This window comes from Carboxylicivirga taeanensis, from assembly GCF_051851475.1.
Lineage (GTDB): Bacteria > Bacteroidota > Bacteroidia > Bacteroidales > Marinilabiliaceae > Carboxylicivirga > Carboxylicivirga taeanensis.
On sequence record NZ_JBPUSJ010000006.1, the window covers coordinates 100,243 to 123,261 of the forward strand.

Sequence of the window (23,019 nt, forward strand, 5' to 3'; positions counted from 1 at the left end):
CTTTAATAACAATATAACTAATAAAGACCTGGGTTTATGTAAAAGTGCAGAATGATATTTAGTGCCTTACTCTTCAGTACTAGTATCTTTCCTGTCGCTTTCGATTAATAATACTCCCATCAAAAAGAAAAGTTACATTTTTATTGACAAGATGTTAATTAGCGCTGATGAACGAACTAAAAGCTTGGTTCAACTAGCTGCAGCCTGAAGGTAAAAGTGGGAGTTCGAAGTTGTGAACAGTAAATGATTTTTTAGTAATTTTTTGAAGGGATAATAATTCTTCAATTGATACTTGTTGAAGCTTTTGTTGGGGTGTGTAGCTAAATCCCCAGTGTTTCGACGCTCTTTCAGCAAGGTACTCCTGTTCAAACTGACCTGGGGTAGGGATAAGCAGCGCTGTTCGATGGCAATGCACTAAATCCATCAAGGTTGAATACCCGGAGCGGCAAACGATATATTTGCTTTGCATAATTAAATGCTTTTGCAGCTCAGCACTGCAGTGGGGCAAAATTCTAATGTTGCCGGCAGAGTAAGGCATTTTGTGTAGGCAGCCACTTATAATAACTGTTTTGAGGGAACTGTTCTTGAGTTGACTGATCAGTAGTTGTTCGAGTTGGCTGCGCGGCTGAACCGGACCGGATAGTACCACCAGGATATCAACCTCTTCATGGTAATCGCCAGCGTTAACCAGTGCAAGACGCGATAGCCAGCCAAGGTATTGGGTGCTCAGTCCTTTGACCACTTGAGAAAGGTGCCCCGATAGGTTTACGTCTGCTTTGATGTCGGGTATCCAGCATTCGTCAAAGCGTTTTAACCATAGCTTGCTCAATAGGTTGGATAGTGGTCTTAAAAAAACAAAGTGCCTGCCTAAATAGGGAGTTGTTTGATGCGTAATAATTACTGAAGGAATGCTTCGGGAATAGACGCCATACCGGTTGTCTGAAATAATTAGATCAATGTGGTACTTTTTAATAATCGCCTGCGTTGCTTTATGTTCGTTCCTTATGGAATGAATAAAAGAAGGCATTTGTTGCAAGAGTTTAAACCACTGTTGTGTGCCTTTAGATAATTGGACATTAAAGCCTCGTAATTCTATCCATTCAAGTGCAGGAAATGTTTGCCTTAAAATATCTAATGACGGGGCCTCTCCACCAAGCAATACATAGTGTCCTTCTTTTAACAGGGCATCTACTACCTGTATGAGGCGGGTAGCATGTCCAAATCCCCAATTAAGAGGACTGATTAAAATTCGACGGTATGGTTTCTTGCTTGTCACTATACAAATATAGTAACAACTGGCAGTTATTAAGTTTTAGCCAGATACGGATACCTCAAAACCTCTTTGTTTCGCACGAAGGGCAATCTGATTGAGTTTTTCCAGCGACACTTTTCGCAATGAGCTGTAGGGTGTATCCCGGTCAATCGTATAGATCATCACTTTGCCGGGCTGTATTTTTTCTAATGCATCCAGCCAGGCTTCAATGTCAGCTTCTTTGGTGTTATCAACGCTCTTGTTGTCAATTTCACCGGTCAGAAACATGGTTTGAATAATTACCTTGCCATTGAATTTGCTGAGCTGTTCAATTATGGCATCCAAGTCGAACGAAAAGTTGGGTTGATCCAACTTTATGATGGTCTCCTTCAGGCCTGAGTCAAGCTTTTGGATATTATCATCAACTAACTGTAAGGCCTCAAATACCTCTGGTTTATCCAGTCTCGACGCATTTGATAGAACGGCTATTCTGGCTTCCGGACAATACGTGTTGCGCAATTCAATCGTGTCTTCAATAACGCCTTTAAATTCAGGGTGGAGTGTGGGCTCTCCATTGCCTGCAAAAGTTATAACATCTGGAAGTACTTGCTCATCAAGCATGTTTTTTAGCTGTTTGTCGAGTGCCGTTTTAACAGTTTCGCGCGTTGGGAGTTGTCCTCTCTGTTCGCCTAATTGACCGTTTAGGCCACATTCGCAGTAAATGCAATCGAAAGAACAGACTTTACGGTTAACGGGCAGTAGGTTCACTCCTAAAGAAACCCCCAGTCGACGACTTTTTACTGGGCCGAAAATAATTTTGTCAAATAGAAAAACCGACATGCTTGTTTTTTCTGCAAATTTACTCCATTCAGTTCAAACTACATGGCTAATTCGAATGATTTGAGTCATGCATTACTCACTATTTTGATTTGATGGGTGCGCGTATAGGCGTTTTTCACAACCAACTAAATTGCTATCTTTGAAGACTTGAATTTTAGACAACTTCATGAAGTTTAAACAGGTTATTGGACACGAGCATATAAAAAAGCATTTGCTAAGCATGGTGAAAGAAAATCGTGTTAGTCATGCTCAACTGTTTTGTGGTCCCGAAGGTGTTGGAAAGTTAAATTTGGCGCTGGCTTTTGCGCAGTATCTAAACTGTCAAAACCGTCAGGAAGATGATTCTTGTGGAACATGTGCATCATGTATTAAATATGCCAAACTCATTCATCCGGATTTACACTTTGTTTTTCCGGTCGTCAAAAGTGCAAAGCACAAGAATCCGGTCAGCGATTCTTACATATCCGAATGGCGTCAGTTCGTATTATCACAGCCTTATTTCAATATAAATCATTGGTTTAGCTTTTTGGATGCCGATAAGCAAGGGCTTATTTATAGCCAGGAAAGTCAGGAAATTATAAAAAAACTGAGCCTAAAAACCTTTGAGGCAAAATACAAGGTGATGATTATCTGGCTGCCTGAGAAAATGCATTTGGCAGCGGCCAACAAACTGCTAAAACTGTTAGAAGAGCCACCAGCTGGCACTGTTTTTCTTCTGGTATCAGATAACCCAAACGACGTTTTGGGAACCATTCAAAGTCGTGCGCAACGGCTGAATATACCTGCATTGAGCATCGCTGATATTGCTACTGCTTTGGAGTCAGAATATGAGTTGAGTCGCGAGGAGTGTGAGCGCTATGCTAAGCTGTCGGTGGGAAATTATGTCGCTGCCCGGGAAATAATTGAGCAGAGTGACGAACGTACTTACTTTTTTGATAAGTTTGTAAGTATGATGCGATTGGCCTATGGGCGCAAGCTTTTTGATTTGATTGACTGGTGTGATGATATGAATCGTCAGCCCAAAGAACGACAAAAGAATTTTTTCGAATTTGCTCTGCGCCTGATTAGGGAAAATTTCATGATGAATATCCAGGAACAGGAGTTGTTATATTTATCACCTGAAGAAGAGAATTTTTCCGTGCGTTTTTCCCCGTTTATTAACGATGGAAATATCCTTCAGTTGAGCGAAGAATTTAGTTTGGCACATTCTCATCTTGAACAAAATGGGAATGCACGTATTATATTAATGGATTTGTGCCTAAAAGTAATAATGCTGTTAAAGCAATAGGTCCCAAATTCACAAGGTCTGCGAGCCTTTTATATTTATTTTATGGAAGAAGTTATACAAGATACAGAGAAAAAAGGGTGTTCCGGATGTGCAAGCCGCTGCGGAAAACTTAATGTGTATGACTGGTTGGACGATCTGCCGGCCAATATGAATACAACTGATATTGTTGAAATTCAATTTAAAAATACACGCAAAGGCTATTATAGAAATAGTAACGGGCTTCGAATCGAAAAAGGCGATGTGGTTGCTGTGGAGGCTTCACCAGGTCACGATATAGGCACCGTCACCCTTACAGGAGAATTGGTGCTGTTGCAGATGAAAAAGCACAACATCAAATTAGATACTTTCGAATTCAAACGTGTTTACCGTAAGGCCAAACCAGTTGATATTGAAAAGTGGGATGAGGCAAGGGCTTTAGAGCACGAAACGATGTTGGAGTCGCGACGCATTGCAGAGCGGCTTAAGCTGGATATGAAAATCGGCGATGTAGAATACCAAGGGGATAAAACCAAGGCAATATTCTATTATATTGCAGATGAGCGGGTTGACTTTCGTCAGCTCATTAAGGTGCTGGCCGAAACTTTTAGAGTACGCATTGAAATGCGCCAGATTGGTGCCCGTCAGGAGGCTGGTCGAATCGGTGGCATCGGTCCTTGTGGAAGGGAATTATGCTGTTCGACGTGGATGACCAATTTTGTGTCGGTAACTACCAATGCGGCCCGCTACCAGGAAATTTCTTTAAATCCACAAAAATTAGCTGGCCAGTGTGGTAAACTTAAGTGTTGCCTTAATTACGAGCTGGATGCCTATATTGATGCTCAGCAGGATTTTCCAAAAACCAATATTGTTCTGGAAACTGTTGACGGCAATTACTACCATTTTAAAACAGATATTTTCTCCCGTACCATGTGGTACAGTACCGATAAGGACATTCCGGCCGGTATTGTAACCGTGTCGGTCGACCGGGTGAAGGAAGTGATTCGACAGAACCGCAAAGGGAAAAAGGTTGAGCGCCTGGCCAATGAGGTGCAGAAACCGCTGGTTGCTGAGCCAACGTACGACAATGTGATCGGTCAGGAAAGTTTGACCAGGTTTGATGAGCAAAAGAAGAAGAGAAGAAGAAATAGTCGTCGGAAAAACGGAGGTCAGCAGAAACCTGATGCAAAGCCGGAAGCAAAAACAAGCGACAATAAGCAAGGCGCCTCGCAACCAGCAGGAGCCAAGAAGCCGTTTAATAAATCGAAACGACGTTTCAGACCAAATAATCAACGCAAGCAACAAGGAGGTAATGGGCAAAATAAAAAGGAGTAATTTTTTATTGGTTTTGATATTGGGCTTTATGTCATTTACGGCGTGTGATCGAACTGCGGTATTTGATCAGTATGTTACTATCCCCGAGGGAGGCTGGAATGTAGATTCGATGGCGGTGTTTAAAGTGGATATTGCCAGTACTGAACAAGCTTATAATGTATTTGTAAACATCCGTAACCGCTCCAACTACCCCAATAGTAACCTGTGGCTGTTTGTTGAAGTAGCCAGTCCCTCAGGTCAAATTATGCACAACCGTCTTGATTGTATTCTGGCTGATGATGCCGGTCGCTGGTTAGGATCAGGATGGGGCGATTTGTACCATGTGCAGGTGCCTTATCAATTAGGGGTTAAGTTTGCCGAGACTGGGCCTTACACGTTCAGGGTCGTTCAAGGCATGCGGGAAGATGATTTACAAGGAATACACAATATTGGATTGAGAATAGAAAAAGCCAAAGCTGTTAAAGAATAAATAAGAGTGGGAAAGAATAAGTTGAAAAAGTTTGCCGAAATGGCAACTTATGATCATGTGTTTGAAGCCAATTATAGCGACTTAAAAGGAGAATCGTTTTACCTCAAAGGAAAATGGAACCAGAATTTCTTTAAGAACGATAACCCAATTGTTTTGGAGCTTGGTTGTGGCAAAGGTGAATATACGGTTGGGCTTGCCGAGCTGTTTCCCAATAAAAATTTTATTGGTATCGATATTAAAGGGGCGCGTATGCACCGTGGAGCAACTGATGCCAAAAATAAAGGCTTGAAAAATGTAGCTTTTCTTCGAACGCGTATCGAATATATCACTGCGTTTTTTGCAGCCAATGAAGTGGATGAAATTTGGTTAACCTTTCCCGATCCACAAATGAAAAAAGTGAACAAGCGCCTGTCATCGACCCGTTTTTTGCAGTTGTACAAACACTTTTTAAAACCTGGCGGTCTGATTCATCTGAAAACCGATTCCAATTTCCTATATACCTATACCGCTGAAATGGTTAAGGAAAATAGGCTGAAGATGGAGGTTGATGAATGTGATTTATATGGTTCGGGCTACGATGATGAGATACTTTCGATTCAGACGCACTACGAGTCTAAATGGCTGAATCACGGATTAGCCATTAAATATTTGAAGTTTCATTTGGAGGACCGCGAAATCTGGGTTGAACCGGAAATTGAAATTGACTTTGATGAGTATCACAGTGGTGGGCGGGGCGTTGTAAAAATTAAGGAGTCCTTAATAAAACATGCCGACGCCAAAAGAAAAGGTAACTGATTTCAAATTAGGTTATGAGCAAGGGTGATTTTTTCGAACGGGTTTACCAGGTTGCTGAACTAATACCTTACGGAAGAGTTACCACTTATGGAGCCATCGCCAACTATCTCGGAAGCAGAAGAAGTGCTCGTATGGTTGGTTGGGCGATGAATAAATGCAGCAGCTGGCCGCGTTTTGTACCTGCTCATCGGGTGGTTAACCGGCAGGGTTTGCTAACCGGGAAGCACCACTTTCCGGGCGGAGAAACCATGAGGGAGCTATTGGAAAGTGAGGGAGTAGTGGTAGAGGATAGTCAAATTGTTAATTTCACAGCTGTTTTTTGGGACCCGCTTAAAGAGTTGTTGTAAAGCATCTATAATACAAATGAGAAGAGAAAGTGAGTTTCTCTTTTTTTTATACCTTTGAGTCTAATTTTTACAAGGTTTAAATAAAGATAAGATGGAATACTATCCTAATCTCATAATGGATGCACTGAAACACGTGGTGCATCCGGGCAAGGGAACAGATATTGTGTCGTTAGGCATGGTCGAAGATGATATACGCATCGACGGGAAACGCATCAGTTTTAGTTTGCTGTTTGACAGAGCAAACGATCCCATGGTTGGGTCCTTAAAGAAAGCGTGTGTGCAGGCGATTAAAACCTATGTGGATGAGACGGCTGAAATTGAAGGGAATATCTATGTCAAAATAAAACCACGTCAAAAGCCCGCAGAAACAAAGGCCTTACCGCAGGTGAAGAATGTAGTGGCAGTGGCATCGGGTAAAGGCGGTGTTGGTAAGTCAACGGTTACTTCTAACCTGGCAGTGGCTTTGGCAAAGGCCGGTTATTCGGTAGGTTTATTGGATGCTGATATTTTTGGTCCATCGGTCCCCATTATGTTTCAAACCGAAGAGGCGCGTCCGGTATTAGAGAAAATTGATGGCAAGGATAGAATTATCCCCGTAGAGAAGTATGGCGTAAAGATGCTTAGCATTGGTTATTTTGTTAATCCTGATGACGCATTGATTTGGCGAGGTGCCATGGCAACAAATGCCATTCGCCAGCTCATTAACGACGGAAACTGGGGGGAGTTAGATTATTTACTCATCGATTTGCCGCCAGGAACCAGTGATATACACCTGACCATTGTTCAAACCATAAGTATTACGGGAGCAGTAATTGTTTCAACGCCGCAAAATGTGGCATTGGCAGATGCAGTGAAAGGGGTGAGCATGTTTCAGAGTAAGAACATTCAGGTGCCTGTATTAGGCCTGGTTGAAAACATGGCTTGGTTTACACCAGCCGAATTGCCTGATAATAAGTATTACATTTTTGGAAAAGATGGCGGAAGTAAATTGGCCAATAAAATGGGGATTCCATTGTTAGGTCAGATCCCATTAGTGCAAAGTATCCGGGAGGGCGGAGATGCTGGAGAGCCGGCAGCCTTAGATGATAGCTCAATGACGGGATTGGCTTTTGCTGAATTGGCCAGAAAAGTGGTGGAGCGCGTGGAAATTAGAAACGCCTCTATGCCGGAGACGAAAATTGTTGAAATGAAGAAATAATAGATTAGCATGGGAGAGGATAAATTATTGATCACGCAACAGGTAGAAGCTGCACTTGAAGAGATTCGTCCCTACTTAAAGGGAGATGGTGGCGATATCAGCCTGGTGGAGATTACAGATGATTTGGTCGTTAAAGTTCGACTGGAAGGCTCGTGTGACGGCTGTCCTTTGAGTGTGCAAACACTTAAGGGAGGAGTTGAGATGGTTGTTAAAAAATCAGTGCCTCAGATCGTAGAGGTAATTGCTGTCGAAAAATAAATGCTTACCTGAGAAAGCACAATCGAATGTGCTTTCTCATTTTTTTTGCTGACGACTTTATGGATGCCAGTCAGTCGTCATGTTTCTGCCCGCATGGCCTAGTAGGGTCATTTGCATTACTTAACGGCCTTGTAAAGCGTTAAAACTTCTTTGTCACTGTTTGCAACCAGTCACTGTTCATAATAACAGAGGTGCTCTTTTTCAGATATATACTCCGGTGACTATTCTATTGTCTGTTTGCGATTAGCATTTACAAACAATATATCTCCCATATTTTCAAAGTCTTTGAAAACCTCCGAACCTGCGTGTTTTATCTGCTCTTCTCTGAAGCCAATGATGGTCAGTCCGGCATTGGATGATTTATCTTTAATCAGGCTTTTAACAGAAGTATTCTCCTCCTGAGCAATTATTTCAATGTTGGATAGGGTGATTGGAAGTCGGCCGGTCTGCACCAGTTCCTGTAATTGCTTTCGGGTTATTTCTGCATCTTCTTTGCCGCATATACTGAATATCTTTACAAACCCCTTCTTCCAATCGGGATGCGATAAAATGATAAAGCCCAGTAGGATCATCAGGTTGGCATTTAAAACATCTATTGGGCGTATCCAGATGTGAATACCGTTCTTAAAGTGCGTGTTTTTGTTGGCATCCGAAAAAACACAAACGTCGTAATTACCGGCTCTGGTTAAACTAATATTGTCAAGTATTGATTCGATTGCCTCTGTTTCGGTGCGGCGGTATTCAAAAACAATCATATTGTTTTCCATGCCACTGATACTCGGACTCTGTATGGCCTGAGCAATAGCCGTTGTATAGGAGGGCGATATCATGCAGTCGACATACAGGCTGCTTTCCTGGTCGTGGTGTTCCTCAATCAGCTGATCCACAATCTTTCGGGCTTCAGTGGTGGTGTTAGTGGAGTAATAGCCCTTAAGGAAATGGAAGTAGGTGCCAAATCCATGTTTATAGGAAATCCACTTCATCAGGTCAAACACCTTACTGTGCTTAAAAGAATTCGCTGAGATACAAATGGCAGATGGTCGCCATTCTTCTTCGTCAGGTTGATGACTGCGGTGCTTTTGCATGTATAGCTGTATGCGTCTGCTTAATTGAAAAAGTGCCCCAAGAAATATTTTTTGCAAGCCGCCACGTTCTTTGTGGATATAATTTAAGTACAGATATAATAGCGTAATCACAATGTAGGCCAGAATGGTATAGAAAGCATCAATTTTGAACATCACCCACATCGATAGAAGAAAACCAATAAGCGATATGGCCCAGTGCGATTTAAACTGCGGCCGATAGGATGGTGAGGCTCCAAAGTGATTCAGAAAAGAAATAAGGCACAAGGAACCATAGGTTATCATGAAAAACATTGAAATGATTTGCGCCACAAAATCTACCTCGCCTATTAATACAAAAATCAGGGCGATAGCGATTGTTATCAGTGTGGCGTTATAAGGTTCGTTGGCGGCTCCTTTCCCTTTGGCGAGCCATTTATTCAGTTTGCTACTGGGAAAGCTTTTATCTACTGCCAGTGCCTGAATAGTGCGGGGAGCTACTAAAACAGAGCCAATGGCCGATGAAATGGTGGAAGCACCAAGGCCCAATGGAATAATTATAGCGCCAAAAACAGCAACGTTAGCCATGGCGAGCTGACTGCTGCTCATGTCTTCCGGAGACATAGAAACCGAAAATTTATAGATGATAAACACATAGATGAGCATGCCACAAATGGTGCCCCACAAGGTTCCTCTGGGGATTGATTTTGTGGGATTTTTCAAGTCGCCACTTAAGCCAACTCCCGCTGTCATGCCTGTGAAAGCCGGAAAACAAATGGCAAACCAGATAAAAAACTGGTTGTGATTGTTAAATACAAAATTCTGACTATAATCGCCGCTTTCATAGAAGGACGTTTGTCCCCAAAAAAAGAGGGTGAGCGAAATAAAAAGAATAGCCACCACAACATATAGCGTTTTGACTCCCATGTCGGAGCCTTTTTGAAGAACTATATAAGCCAAAATAAATATGGCTGGAACACTGATTACCTGGCGGGGAAGAGCGATATCATAAGCTGAAAGTATCCAGTTGAAGAAGGGTTCGAAAGCTTCAGTAAAGGCAATCACATAAAATGCTACACTTATTGCCTGTGAAAAATACAAGGCCATTCCAATGGTCGCACCAATGTTTAAGCCAAACGAACGGGAAATGATAAAGTATTCGCCACCACCTTCAACCCGCTTGTTTGTGGCAATCTCAGAAATAGCCAGCGCTGTTGGTATCGTTATCATATGGCCCAGTATAATGATACCTAATGCACCATAGAAACCCAGATTGCCAACCGCCATGCCAAAACGTAAAAACAGGATAGCCCCCAATATGGTCGATATGGCTGTGAAAAATACAGGTGCGGTTCCAAAGCCTTTTTTATTAGATGATGTGCTCATAGAGTAATATCGGTTTTAAATAGTACAGCGAACAAAGCAAATATATGAAATTATGGTTCGTCTTTTTCTAATGGTTATATTACTTTAACTAAAGCGGACAAACATTTTATACCTTTTTGTAAATCAGGTATAATTGAGCATATTACTATTATAAATGTGGTTAATTTTTGATGAAATGTAAACTTAATATGCCCATATGCTAAAAAATAGATTCAAATTATTTGGTCCCCTTGACTTCTTGGAGCATGAAAAGCGTTAATTTTAAGTCTATTTTTACAGTGTAAACAAGTATTACTTTTATTGCTTATTTAAACACTTCGATTATTTTTGCCAAACAGTAATTATAACAACGATGGACACTTTTTACATTGATTCTCTGGAGAATATTAATGCGGTTGCTACCGATTTTTTATCAAAATATAAAAGCGAACGTGTTCTTGCTTTTTATGGCCCTATGGGAGTTGGAAAAACAACCTTTATTAAAGCATTATGTGATGAGTTAAAGGTTGAAGATACTGTTAATAGCCCTAGCTTCGCAATTGTAAACGAGTATCACACGCTGGAGGATGAGGTGGTTTATCACTTTGATTTCTATCGGCTTAAAGAAGAAGAGGAAGCTTATGATATGGGCTATGAGGATTACTTGTATTCAGGATGCTATAGTATGATTGAATGGCCGGAGAAAATAGCAAGCTTATTACCTCCTGGGCGCCTGGAGCTAAGGCTGGAAGAGTTAGCAGACGGACGACGAAAGATCTCTGTGCAGAAAGTATAACCCATTCCGATATTAGTCTTTTTTTGTTATCTTGATGGCTCGTTAGTAAGGTAAAATTAAAGGCTATGATGGGCGATAAAACCTCGTATTTCCCAATGGGACAAGGGAATTTGCTTCCCCAGGAAGAGATGCTTGAAGTGGGCAGACGAAAAAAGAAACTTTCTATTGGCATACCTAAAGAAAGCTCTCGCTTCGAGAATCGCATTGCCCTGACACCGCAAGGCGTTGAACTGTTGGTGGCCAATGGTCATACGGTTTTGTTTGAATCGGGTGCAGGAGATAAAGCACACTACTTTGATCACGACTTTGCTGAGTGTGGCGCGCAGATTCTGAAAGAGAAAGCACAGGTACTCAAAGCTGATATAATACTTAAAGTTTCAGCACTAACAAGTGAAGAGGTTGAACAGCTTGCCACCAACCAACTGGTAATTTCCTTACTAAATCTACATAACCAAACGAGGGCGTCGTTGCAGAAAATGCTCGACAGACGCCTTAATGCTATTTCATTCGAGTTGCTTAAGGATGACAATGGTTGTTACCCGGTAATCCGTAGTATGAGTGAGATTGAAGGAACAACCTCGGTGATGATTGCCAGCGAATACCTTAGTAAGGCACAAAATGGAAAGGGCGTTCTGCTTGGTGGGGTGACTGGTATTTCGCCTGCTGAGTTGGTTATTTTAGGAGCTGGAACGGCCGGTGAATATGCAGCCAAGGCCGCTATTGGATTAGGAGCCTCAGTGAAGGTGTTTGATAATTCATACCATAGCTTACGCGAGTTGGAGCGCAACGTTGGGCAGCGCATATTTACATCGGTATTGCATCCTCAGGCCTTAACAAAAGCCTTGCAGAGTGCCGATGCTGTAATGGGCAGTTTGCGGTATCTGCAGGCCGGACGCTCCTTCATGGTTACTCGCGAGCAGGTTGAGCAAATGAAGCCTGGTTCGATTATTATTGACCTGAGTATGGATCAGGGCGGATGCTTTGAGTCCAGCCGCTGCACAGACCTCGAAAGCCCTGTTTTCACCAAACATGGAGTCGTTCATCACTGCGTACCAAATATTGCTTCATTGGTTTCGCGAACATCCTCTATTGCTCTCAGTAATATTTTCGCACCAATCATTTTGCGCTTAGGAGAAGCTGGAGGAGTGCATCATCTGATCAAAGAAGATGTGGGATTAAGTCATGGCATGTATTTGTACAAAGGCATTTTAACCAATAGCTATATTGGGCGCCGTTTCAATATGCCTTACAAAGATATTGGACTGCTGATGGCAGCTTTTTAACTTACATTAGGCTCGTTTTAGGAACTTCGTTGGTCAGCCGCTGTGTCTTTTGAAAGGGTATGGTAAAGCAAAAATTAGCACCATTGCGGTAGGACTTATCCAACCATATTTCACCCCCCAAGGTGTCGATGTATTTTTGAGAAATAGCTAAACCTAAGCCATTGCCACCAAACTCGCGGTTATGCGAGGTGGACACTTGTCGGAACATATCGAAAATTACTTCTTCTTTGCCCTCCGGAATGCCAATTCCTGTATCCTTCACAAAGAAGTGGAGGTCTTCATTAATAGTGGTATAACCAAATTTTATCCAGCCCTCTTTAGTGAATTTAACAGCGTTGTCTAGCAGGTGATTCAAAACTTTAACCAGGCCTTGCTGATCAGTAACTATCTCATCGTTGTTATCCTCAAGTCCTTTTTCTAAATATAGCTTTAAAGGTTTATGCATAAGTTTTACTTCACGCATGTAGTGTTTAAGCATATTTTCCATGAGCTGGTTGAGGCTGAAAATTTTTGGCCCTTCCTGGATCAGGCGTGTTTGTAGTTTGGAGATATCGATCAGATTATCCATTACCTTAAGTAGCTGTAAACCGTTTAGGTTGATAATGCCAATGTACTCATCCCTTTCTTGTTTATTCAGTGATTCCATCCTTAGTAGTTCTGAGAAACCAAGAATAACATTCATGGGCGTTCGTATCTCGTGACTCAGGTTCGCCAGAAATGTGGATTTTAGTTGGTCGTTCTCAGCAGATTTTTTTTGAGCCTCATGAAGTCTTTTTAGCGAAATGTCCAATTCGGCATTTTTTCTTCTTAGCTCAAGGTGCGTTATTTCCAGCTCTTTATTTCTGAGGTTGAGTTCTTCTTTTGCCTTGAGGTGTTCTATTTCACTGCTCATTCGAGGCGTGAATAAATAGACTAAGGATTCGATAAGCTCAGCTTGTTTGATGGGCTCCTTATATAGAGCAATAAAAATACCATTGGGCTGGTAGCCAGAGTTGAAAAGGGGAATACCTATATACCCTTCAATTTTTTGATGAGCCAAAAAACTGTCTTGCGGGAATTTTTCCCATGCTCCTGAGTTGATGCGACAGGTGGTTTTTCCAATGACATCATTGCAGGGTGTGTTTTCGAGACTGTAGGTTACATTTGCCATGCTTTTTACGCCATCGGAAAATATGATTGATTCCACACTGTTATCCAGTGCTGAGTACCTGCCAATAATGATGTAATCTGCTCGAATGAGCTGACTCAGTTGCTGAGCAAGTGTCTCAAAAAACTTGTGGCCAATATTTCTATTGACAGGCGTAATGATGTCGTATATGGTGGGTTCAATCTTTTTAAAACGATCTAAAACCGACCTTTTTCTAGTGAATAGTCTCCTCCAATTCATGCCACTTTCCGGTTAATGGAAATTTAAATTACTTAAAAAGAAACAGGTGCTAAATTTTTTTTGATAAATGGTTGACTTTTATGGTTTGAAGTAAGTTTATTCGCCATAAATGCAAATGTTCAAATCGCTTATTAAAAGAAATATGATTAATCATAGGAATGACTAAATTATTCCAAAATTGATATTTTATTAATCACCTTATGAGTTGTGGTTCGTTTCTACATTTCATTAGTTGGTTGTGATGCTATGTAATGCCTAAATTCGTTGTTACAGTATTTTGCTGGATTTAACTTACTGCATTAGTGCTGATAGTAAATCTGAAAAGGTGTTGATGGCTTGTTTATTGAAGGCCGCTTCTTTGATACAGTACAATTGAAAACCAAAACTATCAGCCAGGGCTGTTATCCGATGTTTTAGTTTCCAGTTGACTTAATAGCCTGCTGCCATGCCGTCTTTTCGACTTTCAGAGGCGCCAATATATATTTTCCGTTGCTGGTCGAACCAGATAGCTTGGTAGCCACCATAAACGCCTGGTGCATAGCCCACAGAATGTCCCATTTTTGTTAGTTGCATAATTGTGGAGGTTGGAATACCACTTTCTATCGTGATTTGACCTTTGTTTAAGGCTTCGTTGCCCGTTGGATCTGAGGAGCCTCTATGACTGAAACGAGGTGCATCACCTGCTTCCTGAATGTTCATTCCGAAATCAATAATGTTCATGAGGATTTGAACATGTCCTTGAGGCTGAAAGTCACCGCCCATGACGCCAAAACTCATCACAGGCTGGTTGTTTTTTGTCACAAAGGCAGGAATAATGGTGTGGAATGGTCTTTTGCCGGGAGCTAGAGCATTTGCATGTTCAGGGTTTAAGGAAAAAAGCTCGCCTCTGTTTTGAAGCATAAATCCCAATTTAGGTGGGACCATTCCGGAACCCATTCCGCGGTAATTGCTCTGAATAAGTGAAACCATGTTTCCCCATTGATCCGCTACGGTCAGATAGATTGTTTCGCCTTCGCTTATTTTACCAGCTGAATAGGCTCCCGCTTTAAAGGAGTCGATTAAGGCCCTTCTTTTATTGGCGTATTCCTCAGAAATGAGCTCTTTAACCGGTACGTTTTGGGCATCCATATCGGCATAATATTGCGCTCTGTCCTCAAATGCCATTTTTTTTGCCTCTGTTACAATATGGAGATGTCTGGCTGAAGCAAACTCATCTGGCTTAAAGTTATAGGCTTTGATAATATTAAGCATTTGCAAAGCCGCAATACCTTGTCCATTTGGCGGAAGTTCCCAAATATCGTAGCCTCTATAATTGATGGATACCGGTTTTACCCATTCAGATCGGTGATTCGCCAAATCCTTCATGCTCAAATGGCCGCCTTGTTCATGAATGAAGTCAGCCATTGTTTTGGCAGCAGCTCCTGTATAAAAATAGTTGCGGCCCTGTTTGGCCAGCTGCTTGTAAGTGTCTGCCAGGTATGGGTTTTTAAAGATGTCTCCTTTACTTGGTGTTGTGCCATTGGTAGTGTAAGTATCTGTTACATTTGGAAAGTGCGCATGAAGTTTAACCGATTTCTTCCAGTAGTAGGCGATTAATTCACTCAAGGGAAACCCGTTTTCTGCATAAGTAATCGCCGGGTTAAGTATCTCTTGCATTGAGAGGCTTCCAAAGCGTTGATGAAGTTCGAACCAGGCATCTACACAACCAGGCACACTTACTGGTAGGGGGCCATAAGCCGGAATTTTGGATAGCTTGTGCTCTTTAAAATAGGCAATGCTAAGGGTCTGGGGAGATCTTCCGCTGCCATTGAGTCCATAGAGTTGTTTTGATTCGGCATCCCAAACGATTGCGAACAGGTCGCCGCCAATGCCGCAACCTGTGGGCTCCATTAGGCCCAGCGCGGCATTAGCTGCAATGGCAGCATCAATGGCATTGCCACCTTTCTTTAAGATATCAATAGCTATTTGTGTGGCTAAGGGCTGACTGGTACAAGCCATTCCATTTTGTGCAATTACTTCGCTGCGTGTGGCATGTCCGTGCCCGGTTAGTCTATCTTGTGCTGTAGTGGAAAGCATGATAGAGGCAGCAAATAGAAATAAAGAGATGTGTTTCATCATACAGCCATTTGTTTTGTGTTAAGTTAGTGAATAAAAAAGCAGTAGCGACTATCTCAATAAGAAATAGTCGCTACTGCAATGGCTATTGATTTATTATTACTATGCTACAACCAGTTTACTTTCAGGTTGATTCAAGTAGTCGTAAAAGATACCAACTAAAAGTTGGTGGTCCATTTCCGAACTAATAGGAATTAAAAGGTCGGCATACGTATCCTTAAAAATAACTTGAAGCTCATTTTTTTTGGGAAATTCGATTCCGGCTACTTTCCTATGCATGCGTATTTCACCAAGTCCTGTAATTAATTTAATAATCATAGTCTCTCCTTTTTTACTTTCACAATTGCAGTTCGGGTGTGTTGTTTCCGATGTAAAATTATATGTGAATACTTTCCCTACCAAAGGAATGCCGCCGTATTCCATGAGTGTTTATTTTTTATAGTCCAATGGATGTTCCTTGATTATTAAAAATAAATCTGTCCATCAACTGCACTTTTTTTAGGACTAAAATATGCATCATCGTCGTTTTAGATTCCAATGATATGGGTTGTTCGGGAAAGGTAAAGCTATCAAAGTTGCTGATAGTAGGGGCTTGCAGCAAATCTCGCCACTTCTTTTAAATGGTTTTTCAATGTATTCTAACGAGTTTTTTTACCTTTGCTACAATTGAATTTTAGCTTAATGGCAAGAGAAGAAAAAGGAAAGAAACTAGTCGATAAACTCCGGCATAAGTACCGATTGGCAATTTTTAATGAACAAACCTACGAAGAGGTATTTGGTATGCGCTTATCGCGGCTAAATGTTTTCACAGTTGTGGGCGTTAGTCTTTCGGTACTGGTTGTGTTGGTCATTTTTTTAATTGCATTTACCGGACTAAGAGAGTACATTCCCGGATACCCGGATGGTCAGCAAAGGCGTTTGATAATACAAAATTCGGAGCGGGTTGATAGTCTAATAATGGAAATTGAGCGACGCGATAAGTTCTTTAAGGATGTCAGGGCCATTATATCTGGGGAAGTGCCGGAAGGAGCACTGCCAGAGGATGTTAAAGATGCAGAAACTGAAGGGGCAAATAATAACATTGTTTTCAAAAAGTCTGAAGAAGACTCTATCTTTCGTGAGTTAGTAGAGCGGGAGGAGAAGTTTAATCTGGCTGTTTTAGGAAATAAGGGAACGAAGTTTGAGTTGGAGCACAGCTTTTTGTTTACACCTCTCAAAGGGGTTGTGGTGAATAAGTTTGGTGAAACTCAGGGCCATTTTGGGGTCGATGTGGTTGCAAAGCCAGGTAGCCGGGTAAGTGCCATCCTTGATGGAACGGTTGTTTTTACAGGATGGACTGTTGAAACAGGTTATGTCATTCAAATACAGCATTCAAATAACTTAATTTCCATTTATAAGCATAACGAAACCCTCCTAAAGAGTATGGGCGATCAAGTTCAGGCCGGGGAGGCTATTGCCAATGTTGGAAATTCAGGTGAGTTGACTACAGGGCCGCATTTACACTTTGAATTGTGGTACAATGGTGTGCCACTGGATGCTGAGCAATACATGTCTTTTGAATAGAATACACAACAGAAATAGTTAATGTCTAAAAAGATAGCAATATTGGGCTCAACAGGTTCTATTGGAACCCAGGCCCTTGAGGTAGTTGATGCCCATCCCGGGCAGTTTGAAGTGGAGGTTTTAACAGCCAATAACAATATTGAACTGCTTATTGAACAGGTTCGAAAGTATCAGCCTGATAGTGTAGTGATAGGGAATAAGGATAAATACAAGCCACTAAGTGAAGCGTTAGCCAATGAAGATGTAAAGGTTTATGCAGGAGAGGAGGCTATTGCTCAGGTGGTACAAAGCAGTTCAATTGATATTGTACTGACTGCAATGGTTGGGTTTTCTGGGCTCGTACCAACAATAAATGCTATAAAAGCTGGTAAGCAAATAGCACTGGCAAATAAAGAGACGCTGGTGGTAGCGGGTGATCTTATTACCAAGCTGGCGCTCGAAAATAAAGTCAGTATCCTACCGGTTGACTCTGAACATTCAGCCATCTTTCAATGTCTGGCAGGTGAGTTTCATAACCCAATTGAGAAAATTATTCTTACTGCTTCAGGTGGGCCGTTTAGAGGACAAAAGTTGGACTTTTTACGCAAAGTAACCCGTTGCCAGGCTTTAAACCATCCAAACTGGTCCATGGGGGATAAGATTACCATTGATAGTGCTTCGATGATGAATAAAGGGCTCGAAGCCATAGAGGCACGTTGGCTATTCAATGTACAACCCGATGATATTGAAGTAGTGGTGCATCCACAGTCCATCGTGCATTCGCTGGTGCAGTTTGAGGATGGTTCCATAAAAGCTCAGCTTGGCTTGCCCGATATGCGCTTGCCCATTCAATATGCAATGACTTTTCCAAAACGTTATCCTTCTGATTTTCCCAGGTTTAGTTTTCTGGACTATCCGGAGTTGACCTTTGAAAAGGTGGATATAAAGGTGTTCCGTAATTTGGATTTAGCCTACCAGGCCATGAAAAAAGGAGGAAACATGCCTTGTATTCTGAATGCGGCCAATGAGGTTGCTGTCGATGGATTTTTGAATCAACGGGTAGGATTCGTCGAAATGTCGGATATTATTGAAAAAACCATGATGAAAGCCACTGTGGTTGATCAACCTAGCCTCGACGATTATTTACAAACAAATTCAGAAGCCCGGGCTATTGCAGAAGAGTTAATCCTTAAAAAATAGCCTGCCGAAGTGAGCTTTTTGTCAATTGAACTGTTCTAAAGTAGCTGGAGCGCAATAATAAATTAAGCATAAGAAAATAATAACAGGTAATTAGTTCGAAAAGAATATATTTGTTGCCTAATAAAAGAAAAAATAGTTGATGGAGATTCTTATAAAAACAGTGCAGTTATTACTCAGCTTATCATTACTGGTAATTCTGCACGAATTTGGTCATTTCTTTTTTGCTCGTTTGTTTAAAACAAGGGTAGAGAAGTTCTATCTGTTTTTCAACCCTTGGTTTACATTATTTAAATATAAAAAGGGCGAAACCGAATATGGTGTTGGCTGGTTGCCACTTGGGGGATACGTTAAAATATCCGGTATGATTGATGAGTCAATGGATAAGGAAGCGATGGCTCAACCACCACAACCCTGGGAGTTTAGGTCGAAACCCGCCTGGCAGCGTCTGCTGATAATGGTTGGAGGTGTTTTAGTTAACTTCATAACGGCCTTTTTTATTTACTGGATGGTGTTGTATACTTGGGGCGAAGAATATGTTCCGGTACAATCGGCTAAGCATGGGCTATATTATCACGAAGTGGCGAAAGAAATTGGCCTGAAAGATGGTGATATAGTATTAAAGGTTGATGAACATCAAGTTGAAGAGAGTAGTGATATTGCCCGCTTCATACTTTTGGAAAAAGCACAGGAACTTACTGTAAAGAGAGGAGCGGAGGTATTAGTTCTAACTATACCCGAGGACTATGATCAGCGGATAATCGCCGAGGAAGTGAAGGTTTTTGCACAAGTTCGTTTCCCGGTTGTGGTTGAGGATTTAATGAAAGGGTCCAGAGCCGATGAGGCTGGGTTACTCGCCGGCGATAGCATTGTTAGTATAAATGGCACTTCAACTGCTTTTTACAACGAATTTTCACAGATGTTAACCACCAATGTGGAAAAGGAAGTTGAGCTTGGTATTATGCGCCAGGACTCCCTGATGTCGCTTAATTTGGTTGTTCCTAAATCGGGTAAGATTGGTTTCTACCTGGTGGGTCCAAATAATTACGTAGACATTCAGACGCATGAGTATGGCTTCTGGGAGGCTTGTCCGAAAGGAATTGCCAAAGGAGTTGATATTTTAGTAGGTTACGTAAAGCAGCTACGCCTCATTTTCACCAAGGAAGGTGCCAAACAGGTGGGCGGTTTTGGTGCGATGGGTAAGCTATTCCCCTCTACTTGGGATTGGTATATTTTCTGGTCTAACACCGCCTTAATTTCAATGATTCTGGCGTTTATGAATATCTTACCAATACCTGCCCTGGATGGTGGCCATGTTCTATTTCTTCTGTATGAAATTGTTACTGGTCGTAAGCCTGGCGATAAGTTTATGGAGTATGCACAAATAACCGGTATGATTTTACTCTTGGGTCTGCTGTTATTTGCCAATGGAAATGATATCTTTAAAGCTTTCTTTAAATAAGCAAGTTTATTAAATTTGTATAATAAAACTATTAAGAGATGAACAGTTACGTATTATTGTGGGCACTACCGGGCGGACCAGAATGGATTCTTATTATACTTGCCTTGTTGCTTTTATTTGGCGGACGCAAAATTCCGGAATTGATGAAAGGTCTTGGCCAGGGTATGAAAGAATTTAAGAAAGCACGTAACGACGATGAAAATAAATCAGATGGCGATAAGAAGAATGAGGCCATCGATGATTCATCCAAGTAAGCACAATCCGAACAATTTTATATTGCGAAGGCCGAGCCTCTATGAGGATTGGCCTTTGGTGTATTGTTGAAAGGCAAAAAATAAAAGTTAATGCTACGATTAATAACAGCGCTGATAATACTAGTGTCGGGTGCCGCCGCTCAAGCAAGTTTTTGGTCTGTAAACGACTATCCTCACTATCCGGACTGGATGTATGAAAAGCGTTTGAGCGAACTGGATAAGAACAGCATGGTTAAGCTCGATTACAATGCAAAAGTACAGGCTTTTATTGATGTTTATACTGTAAAACGGAGGGAGCATTTAGCCAACATCATTGGGCGTTCCGAATTCTATTTTCCCCTCTTCGAAGAGTATTTAGCCAAATATGAATTACCATTAGAGCTAAAGTATTTGGCCATTGTAGAGTCGGCGCTGGAACCAACCGCCAAATCAAAGTCTGGTGCTATGGGCTTGTGGCAATTTCTGTATCATACCTCTCGCATGTTTGATCTTGAGGTAGATAACTATGTGGATGAACGATGCGACCCTGTCAAAAGTACGGAAGCGGCTTGCCGTTATCTTAAATACCTTTATCGTAATTTGAATGACTGGCAGCTGGCGTTGGCAGCCTATAATGGTGGTATTGGGGTGGTGCAGAAGGCGATAGAGCGCTCAGGAGGCAAAACTAACTTCTGGGAGCTACAACCCTATCTGCCCAAGGAAGTTCAGAGTTACGTGCCCGCTTTTATCGCTGTCAATTATGTGATGAACAACTATCAGCGTCACGATGTATCAGCTAATCCGCCAATGGTCAAATTTGATGAGGTGGATACTGTATACATACATAAATCACTCACATTTGATCAGATACAGACTGCAGCTCAAGTCCCAATGGAGGTGGTTGAATGGCTAAATCCAGCCTATACAAAAAAATATATACCAGTAGATGGGGAGGCGGTTTGTATTTTTCTGCCTAAAAGCGGCGTGTTAAATTTTGTGCGAGCCGAAAAGAGCTTGATTGGCGCGATGGCTCCAGGTAGCATAACCGCTCCGGTAGGAGATAAAAGTGGACGTCAACACACGGTGCACATTGTTCGAAAAGGAGAGTTTTTTCACAAGATTGCCATCGATAACCACTGTCGGATCAGCGATATTATTTATTGGAACAATCTTCCTAACCGCAATTTATACATCGATCAAGAGCTGATTGTTTGGAAACCGGTTGAAAGATCAGCCTATTTTTTTGTGACAGAAGAGGCCAGGCAGATTAAACCTGTTTTATACATTAATCGTTTATGCAATGTTAATGCTGCCAGCCGGCAACCTCTTTTTCCAAACCCGAAAGGAAGTTAGTACCTTAGTGCTTGCAATGGGCCGATTATTAGAGAATTAATAATTTTAAAATCTAATCAAATTAAATATAGACATGAGATATTATAAATATTTACTGATAGGTTTAGTTGCCTTATCGTTTGCCTGTAAGAATAAAGACACGGGCTACAAGCCTAATGTAGGCGGTAAAGCCGGTGAGATGTTGGTGATTATGGATGATAAGATTAAAAAGTCGCCAGGTGGAATTGAATTGCAGGACTTGCTGCGCGAAACGTATTTGGGCTTGCCGCAGGAAGAGCCTCATTTTAAAATGAGCGTGGCGCCTCATCGCACATTTTCCAGTTTTATGAAAACCATACGTAATATCGTTGTGGTTACTGTTAATGCGAATGTTAAAGATGAGGCCGTTAAATATTACAAGGACAGGTGGGCCAGGCCACAGGCGGTTGTTACTATTAGCGCTAAGGATACAGCCATGTTGCGTCAACTGGTTGAAGAGCATCAGCTAAGAATGCTTAGTTTTTTCAACAAGGCCGAACGCGAACGCTACATTTCCACTTATAAAAAGAATTTGAGCGATGAGCTTATTAAACGGGTGGACTCAACCTTTAATATTCGTTTGTCTGTTCCTAATAACTTAAATAACAAAAAGTCAACGTCATCTTTCATATGGATGAATGAATCGGCTCACTGGGGCTTCTTGGGGATGTTCGTTTATGAGTTTCCATATGTGGGAGAAGGAACATTTTCGAAGGAATATTTGCTAAATAAGCGCGATTCCATTCTGCATAAAAATGTTCCTGGTCCGTCTGAAGGATCTTTTATGACTACCGAACATCATTTTCCAGTCATTTATAAGCAAACAACCATTAATGACAATGAGGTGGTTGAATTAAGAGGCCTGTGGAAAGTGCAGAACGACATGATGGGTGGCCCATTTATTCTACAGGCTCATTATGATAAGGCGAATAACCGGGTGGTAGTAACCGACGGTTTTGTTTATTCCCCAGAACGGCCAGATAAACGTGATAAGATTCGCCAGATGGAGGCGTTGATGTATACGCTTAAATTTAAACAAAGTCATGCTGCCTCAACTCAACAGTAAAGCCTTAAGACAAGCTTGCGGGCGAGAAGATTTGATCAAAAAGGCAGCTGCACAAATCATTAAAGATTTTGCAGAATTTGGTTTTGAAGTAACCTTCTCAGGAAATACCGAAGGTTTTTACACTGAGGTGTTTACCCAGATGCGAGGCTATATTAGTGAAATTATGACGGCGCACTATTCCAGTTTTCTCAACTTTTTGTACCGTATTGATGTTACAGAGACACAGGTAGCTGTTTATCAGAAAGAGATGGGAGATGTGAGTTACGAAGATGCTTTAACAGAACTAATCATTCATCGAGAGATGAAAAAAGTAATGATAAGAGAGTACTTTAAAGCACAGAATCAGCCGCCGAATGAGGATTTGAATGAACTATCAGAATAAT

At 41.5% G+C, this 23,019-nt stretch carries 22 protein-coding genes; 16 read left to right on the forward strand and 6 right to left on the reverse strand.

The features are described from left to right. Positions 1-193 precede the first annotated feature (193 nt). Positions 194-1,276, reverse strand: coding sequence for a glycosyltransferase (locus tag ACSX1H_RS10905; RefSeq protein WP_439183903.1), 1,083 nt, complete (start codon positions 1,274-1,276; stop codon positions 194-196). Positions 1,277-1,312: 36 nt separating this feature from the next. Further along, positions 1,313-2,092 (reverse strand): radical SAM protein, encoded by a 780-nt coding sequence (locus tag ACSX1H_RS10910; RefSeq protein ID WP_439183904.1) that lies wholly within the window; start codon positions 2,090-2,092, stop codon positions 1,313-1,315. 166 nt (positions 2,093-2,258) lie between these two features. Here ACSX1H_RS10910 and holB point away from each other — a divergent pair, with 166 nt between their 5' ends. The 7 genes from holB (at position 2,259) to ACSX1H_RS10945 (ending at position 7,758) form a co-directional block, all read left to right on the forward strand. Beyond that, entirely contained in the window at positions 2,259-3,380 is a 1,122-nt protein-coding gene (gene holB, locus ACSX1H_RS10915; RefSeq protein ID WP_439183905.1) for a DNA polymerase III subunit delta', read from the forward strand. 42 nt (positions 3,381-3,422) lie between these two features. Then, a complete protein-coding gene (locus tag ACSX1H_RS10920) occupies positions 3,423-4,691 on the forward strand; it encodes a PSP1 domain-containing protein (protein ID WP_439183906.1) in 1,269 nt (422 codons plus the stop codon). Beyond that, the gene (locus ACSX1H_RS10925) at positions 4,669-5,160 is read left to right on the forward strand and encodes a gliding motility lipoprotein GldH (protein ID WP_439183907.1); all 492 of its coding nucleotides are present in this window, start codon (positions 4,669-4,671) and stop codon (positions 5,158-5,160) included. The genes ACSX1H_RS10920 and ACSX1H_RS10925 overlap by 23 nt, the downstream gene beginning before the upstream one ends. 6 nt (positions 5,161-5,166) lie before the next feature. After that, a complete protein-coding gene (gene trmB / locus ACSX1H_RS10930; RefSeq protein ID WP_439183908.1) occupies positions 5,167-5,955 on the forward strand; it encodes a tRNA (guanosine(46)-N7)-methyltransferase TrmB in 789 nt (262 codons plus the stop codon). Positions 5,956-5,969: 14 nt separating this feature from the next. Continuing rightward, the gene (locus ACSX1H_RS10935; protein ID WP_439183909.1) at positions 5,970-6,302 is read left to right on the forward strand and encodes an MGMT family protein; all 333 of its coding nucleotides are present in this window, start codon (positions 5,970-5,972) and stop codon (positions 6,300-6,302) included. A 91-nt stretch (positions 6,303-6,393) separates the two neighbouring features. Then, entirely contained in the window at positions 6,394-7,500 is a 1,107-nt protein-coding gene (locus ACSX1H_RS10940; protein WP_439183910.1) for an Mrp/NBP35 family ATP-binding protein, read from the forward strand. 9 nt (positions 7,501-7,509) lie between these two features. Further along, a complete protein-coding gene (locus ACSX1H_RS10945) occupies positions 7,510-7,758 on the forward strand; it encodes a NifU family protein (RefSeq protein WP_439183911.1) in 249 nt (82 codons plus the stop codon). A gap of 221 nt (positions 7,759-7,979) precedes the next feature. Here ACSX1H_RS10945 and ACSX1H_RS10950 read toward each other — a convergent pair whose 3' ends face one another. After that, positions 7,980-10,205: an amino acid permease gene (locus ACSX1H_RS10950; RefSeq protein ID WP_439183912.1), complete on the reverse strand. Its 2,226-nt coding sequence runs from the start codon at positions 10,203-10,205 to the stop codon at positions 7,980-7,982. 352 nt (positions 10,206-10,557) lie between these two features. Here ACSX1H_RS10950 and tsaE point away from each other — a divergent pair, with 352 nt between their 5' ends. Together tsaE and ACSX1H_RS10960 are read left to right on the forward strand one after the other, a co-directional pair. Then, the gene (gene tsaE / locus ACSX1H_RS10955; protein WP_439183913.1) at positions 10,558-10,980 is read left to right on the forward strand and encodes a tRNA (adenosine(37)-N6)-threonylcarbamoyltransferase complex ATPase subunit type 1 TsaE; all 423 of its coding nucleotides are present in this window, start codon (positions 10,558-10,560) and stop codon (positions 10,978-10,980) included. A gap of 65 nt (positions 10,981-11,045) precedes the next feature. Next, positions 11,046-12,263 (forward strand): alanine dehydrogenase, encoded by a 1,218-nt coding sequence (locus tag ACSX1H_RS10960; protein ID WP_439183914.1) that lies wholly within the window; start codon positions 11,046-11,048, stop codon positions 12,261-12,263. 1 nt (position 12,264) lies between these two features. Here ACSX1H_RS10960 and ACSX1H_RS10965 read toward each other — a convergent pair whose 3' ends face one another. From ACSX1H_RS10965 to ACSX1H_RS10975, 3 genes are all read right to left on the reverse strand, one after another. Beyond that, positions 12,265-13,650: a GAF domain-containing sensor histidine kinase gene (locus ACSX1H_RS10965; protein WP_439183915.1), complete on the reverse strand. Its 1,386-nt coding sequence runs from the start codon at positions 13,648-13,650 to the stop codon at positions 12,265-12,267. A 429-nt stretch (positions 13,651-14,079) separates the two neighbouring features. Further along, a complete protein-coding gene (gene ggt, locus ACSX1H_RS10970) occupies positions 14,080-15,768 on the reverse strand; it encodes a gamma-glutamyltransferase (RefSeq protein WP_439183916.1) in 1,689 nt (562 codons plus the stop codon). 99 nt (positions 15,769-15,867) lie between these two features. Continuing rightward, a complete protein-coding gene (locus ACSX1H_RS10975; protein ID WP_439183917.1) occupies positions 15,868-16,188 on the reverse strand; it encodes a hypothetical protein in 321 nt (106 codons plus the stop codon). Positions 16,189-16,446: 258 nt separating this feature from the next. Here ACSX1H_RS10975 and ACSX1H_RS10980 point away from each other — a divergent pair, with 258 nt between their 5' ends. The 7 genes from ACSX1H_RS10980 to ACSX1H_RS11010 all read left to right on the forward strand — a co-directional run bounded on the left by ACSX1H_RS10980 (position 16,447) and on the right by ACSX1H_RS11010 (position 23,018). Beyond that, the gene (locus tag ACSX1H_RS10980) at positions 16,447-17,328 is read left to right on the forward strand and encodes a M23 family metallopeptidase (protein WP_439183918.1); all 882 of its coding nucleotides are present in this window, start codon (positions 16,447-16,449) and stop codon (positions 17,326-17,328) included. Positions 17,329-17,349: 21 nt separating this feature from the next. Next, entirely contained in the window at positions 17,350-18,507 is a 1,158-nt protein-coding gene (locus ACSX1H_RS10985) for a 1-deoxy-D-xylulose-5-phosphate reductoisomerase (protein WP_439183919.1), read from the forward strand. Between the two features lie 139 nt (positions 18,508-18,646). Then, complete coding sequence (gene rseP, locus ACSX1H_RS10990) at positions 18,647-19,966, forward strand: RIP metalloprotease RseP (protein WP_439183920.1); 1,320 nt, start codon at positions 18,647-18,649, stop codon at positions 19,964-19,966. A gap of 38 nt (positions 19,967-20,004) precedes the next feature. Then, positions 20,005-20,220 (forward strand): Sec-independent protein translocase subunit TatA/TatB, encoded by a 216-nt coding sequence (locus ACSX1H_RS10995; protein ID WP_439183921.1) that lies wholly within the window; start codon positions 20,005-20,007, stop codon positions 20,218-20,220. A gap of 90 nt (positions 20,221-20,310) precedes the next feature. After that, the gene (locus tag ACSX1H_RS11000; RefSeq protein ID WP_439183922.1) at positions 20,311-21,552 is read left to right on the forward strand and encodes a lytic transglycosylase domain-containing protein; all 1,242 of its coding nucleotides are present in this window, start codon (positions 20,311-20,313) and stop codon (positions 21,550-21,552) included. A 73-nt stretch (positions 21,553-21,625) separates the two neighbouring features. After that, on the forward strand, positions 21,626-22,636 hold the full coding sequence (locus tag ACSX1H_RS11005; protein WP_439183923.1) for a DUF4837 family protein: 1,011 nt from the start codon (positions 21,626-21,628) through the stop codon (positions 22,634-22,636). Then, a complete protein-coding gene (locus tag ACSX1H_RS11010; protein WP_439183924.1) occupies positions 22,614-23,018 on the forward strand; it encodes a hypothetical protein in 405 nt (134 codons plus the stop codon). The genes ACSX1H_RS11005 and ACSX1H_RS11010 overlap by 23 nt, the downstream gene beginning before the upstream one ends. The last annotated feature ends 1 nt before the right edge of the window (position 23,019 follow it).

Bases quoted from the DNA above. Each gene is read 5' to 3' on its own strand.
- ACSX1H_RS10910 (WP_439183904.1), bottom strand. From the start codon at position 2,092: ATGTCGGTTTTTCTATTTGACAAAATTATTTTCGGCCCAGTAAAAAGT.
- holB (WP_439183905.1), top strand. From the start codon at position 2,259: ATGAAGTTTAAACAGGTTATTGGACACGAGCATATAAAAAAGCATTTG.
- ACSX1H_RS10920 (WP_439183906.1), top strand. From the start codon at position 3,423: ATGGAAGAAGTTATACAAGATACAGAGAAAAAAGGGTGTTCCGGATGT.
- ACSX1H_RS10925 (WP_439183907.1), top strand. From the start codon at position 4,669: ATGGGCAAAATAAAAAGGAGTAATTTTTTATTGGTTTTGATATTGGGC.
- ACSX1H_RS10935 (WP_439183909.1), top strand. From the start codon at position 5,970: ATGAGCAAGGGTGATTTTTTCGAACGGGTTTACCAGGTTGCTGAACTA.
- ACSX1H_RS10940 (WP_439183910.1), top strand. From the start codon at position 6,394: ATGGAATACTATCCTAATCTCATAATGGATGCACTGAAACACGTGGTG.
- ACSX1H_RS10945 (WP_439183911.1), top strand. From the start codon at position 7,510: ATGGGAGAGGATAAATTATTGATCACGCAACAGGTAGAAGCTGCACTT.
- ACSX1H_RS10950 (WP_439183912.1), bottom strand. From the start codon at position 10,205: ATGAGCACATCATCTAATAAAAAAGGCTTTGGAACCGCACCTGTATTT.
- tsaE (WP_439183913.1), top strand. From the start codon at position 10,558: ATGGACACTTTTTACATTGATTCTCTGGAGAATATTAATGCGGTTGCT.
- ACSX1H_RS10960 (WP_439183914.1), top strand. From the start codon at position 11,046: ATGATGGGCGATAAAACCTCGTATTTCCCAATGGGACAAGGGAATTTG.
- ACSX1H_RS10965 (WP_439183915.1), bottom strand. From the start codon at position 13,650: ATGAATTGGAGGAGACTATTCACTAGAAAAAGGTCGGTTTTAGATCGT.
- ggt (WP_439183916.1), bottom strand. From the start codon at position 15,768: ATGATGAAACACATCTCTTTATTTCTATTTGCTGCCTCTATCATGCTT.
- ACSX1H_RS10975 (WP_439183917.1), bottom strand. From the start codon at position 16,188: ATGGAATACGGCGGCATTCCTTTGGTAGGGAAAGTATTCACATATAAT.
- ACSX1H_RS10980 (WP_439183918.1), top strand. From the start codon at position 16,447: ATGGCAAGAGAAGAAAAAGGAAAGAAACTAGTCGATAAACTCCGGCAT.
- ACSX1H_RS10985 (WP_439183919.1), top strand. From the start codon at position 17,350: ATGTCTAAAAAGATAGCAATATTGGGCTCAACAGGTTCTATTGGAACC.
- rseP (WP_439183920.1), top strand. From the start codon at position 18,647: ATGGAGATTCTTATAAAAACAGTGCAGTTATTACTCAGCTTATCATTA.
- ACSX1H_RS10995 (WP_439183921.1), top strand. From the start codon at position 20,005: ATGAACAGTTACGTATTATTGTGGGCACTACCGGGCGGACCAGAATGG.
- ACSX1H_RS11000 (WP_439183922.1), top strand. From the start codon at position 20,311: ATGCTACGATTAATAACAGCGCTGATAATACTAGTGTCGGGTGCCGCC.
- ACSX1H_RS11005 (WP_439183923.1), top strand. From the start codon at position 21,626: ATGAGATATTATAAATATTTACTGATAGGTTTAGTTGCCTTATCGTTT.
- ACSX1H_RS11010 (WP_439183924.1), top strand. From the start codon at position 22,614: ATGCTGCCTCAACTCAACAGTAAAGCCTTAAGACAAGCTTGCGGGCGA.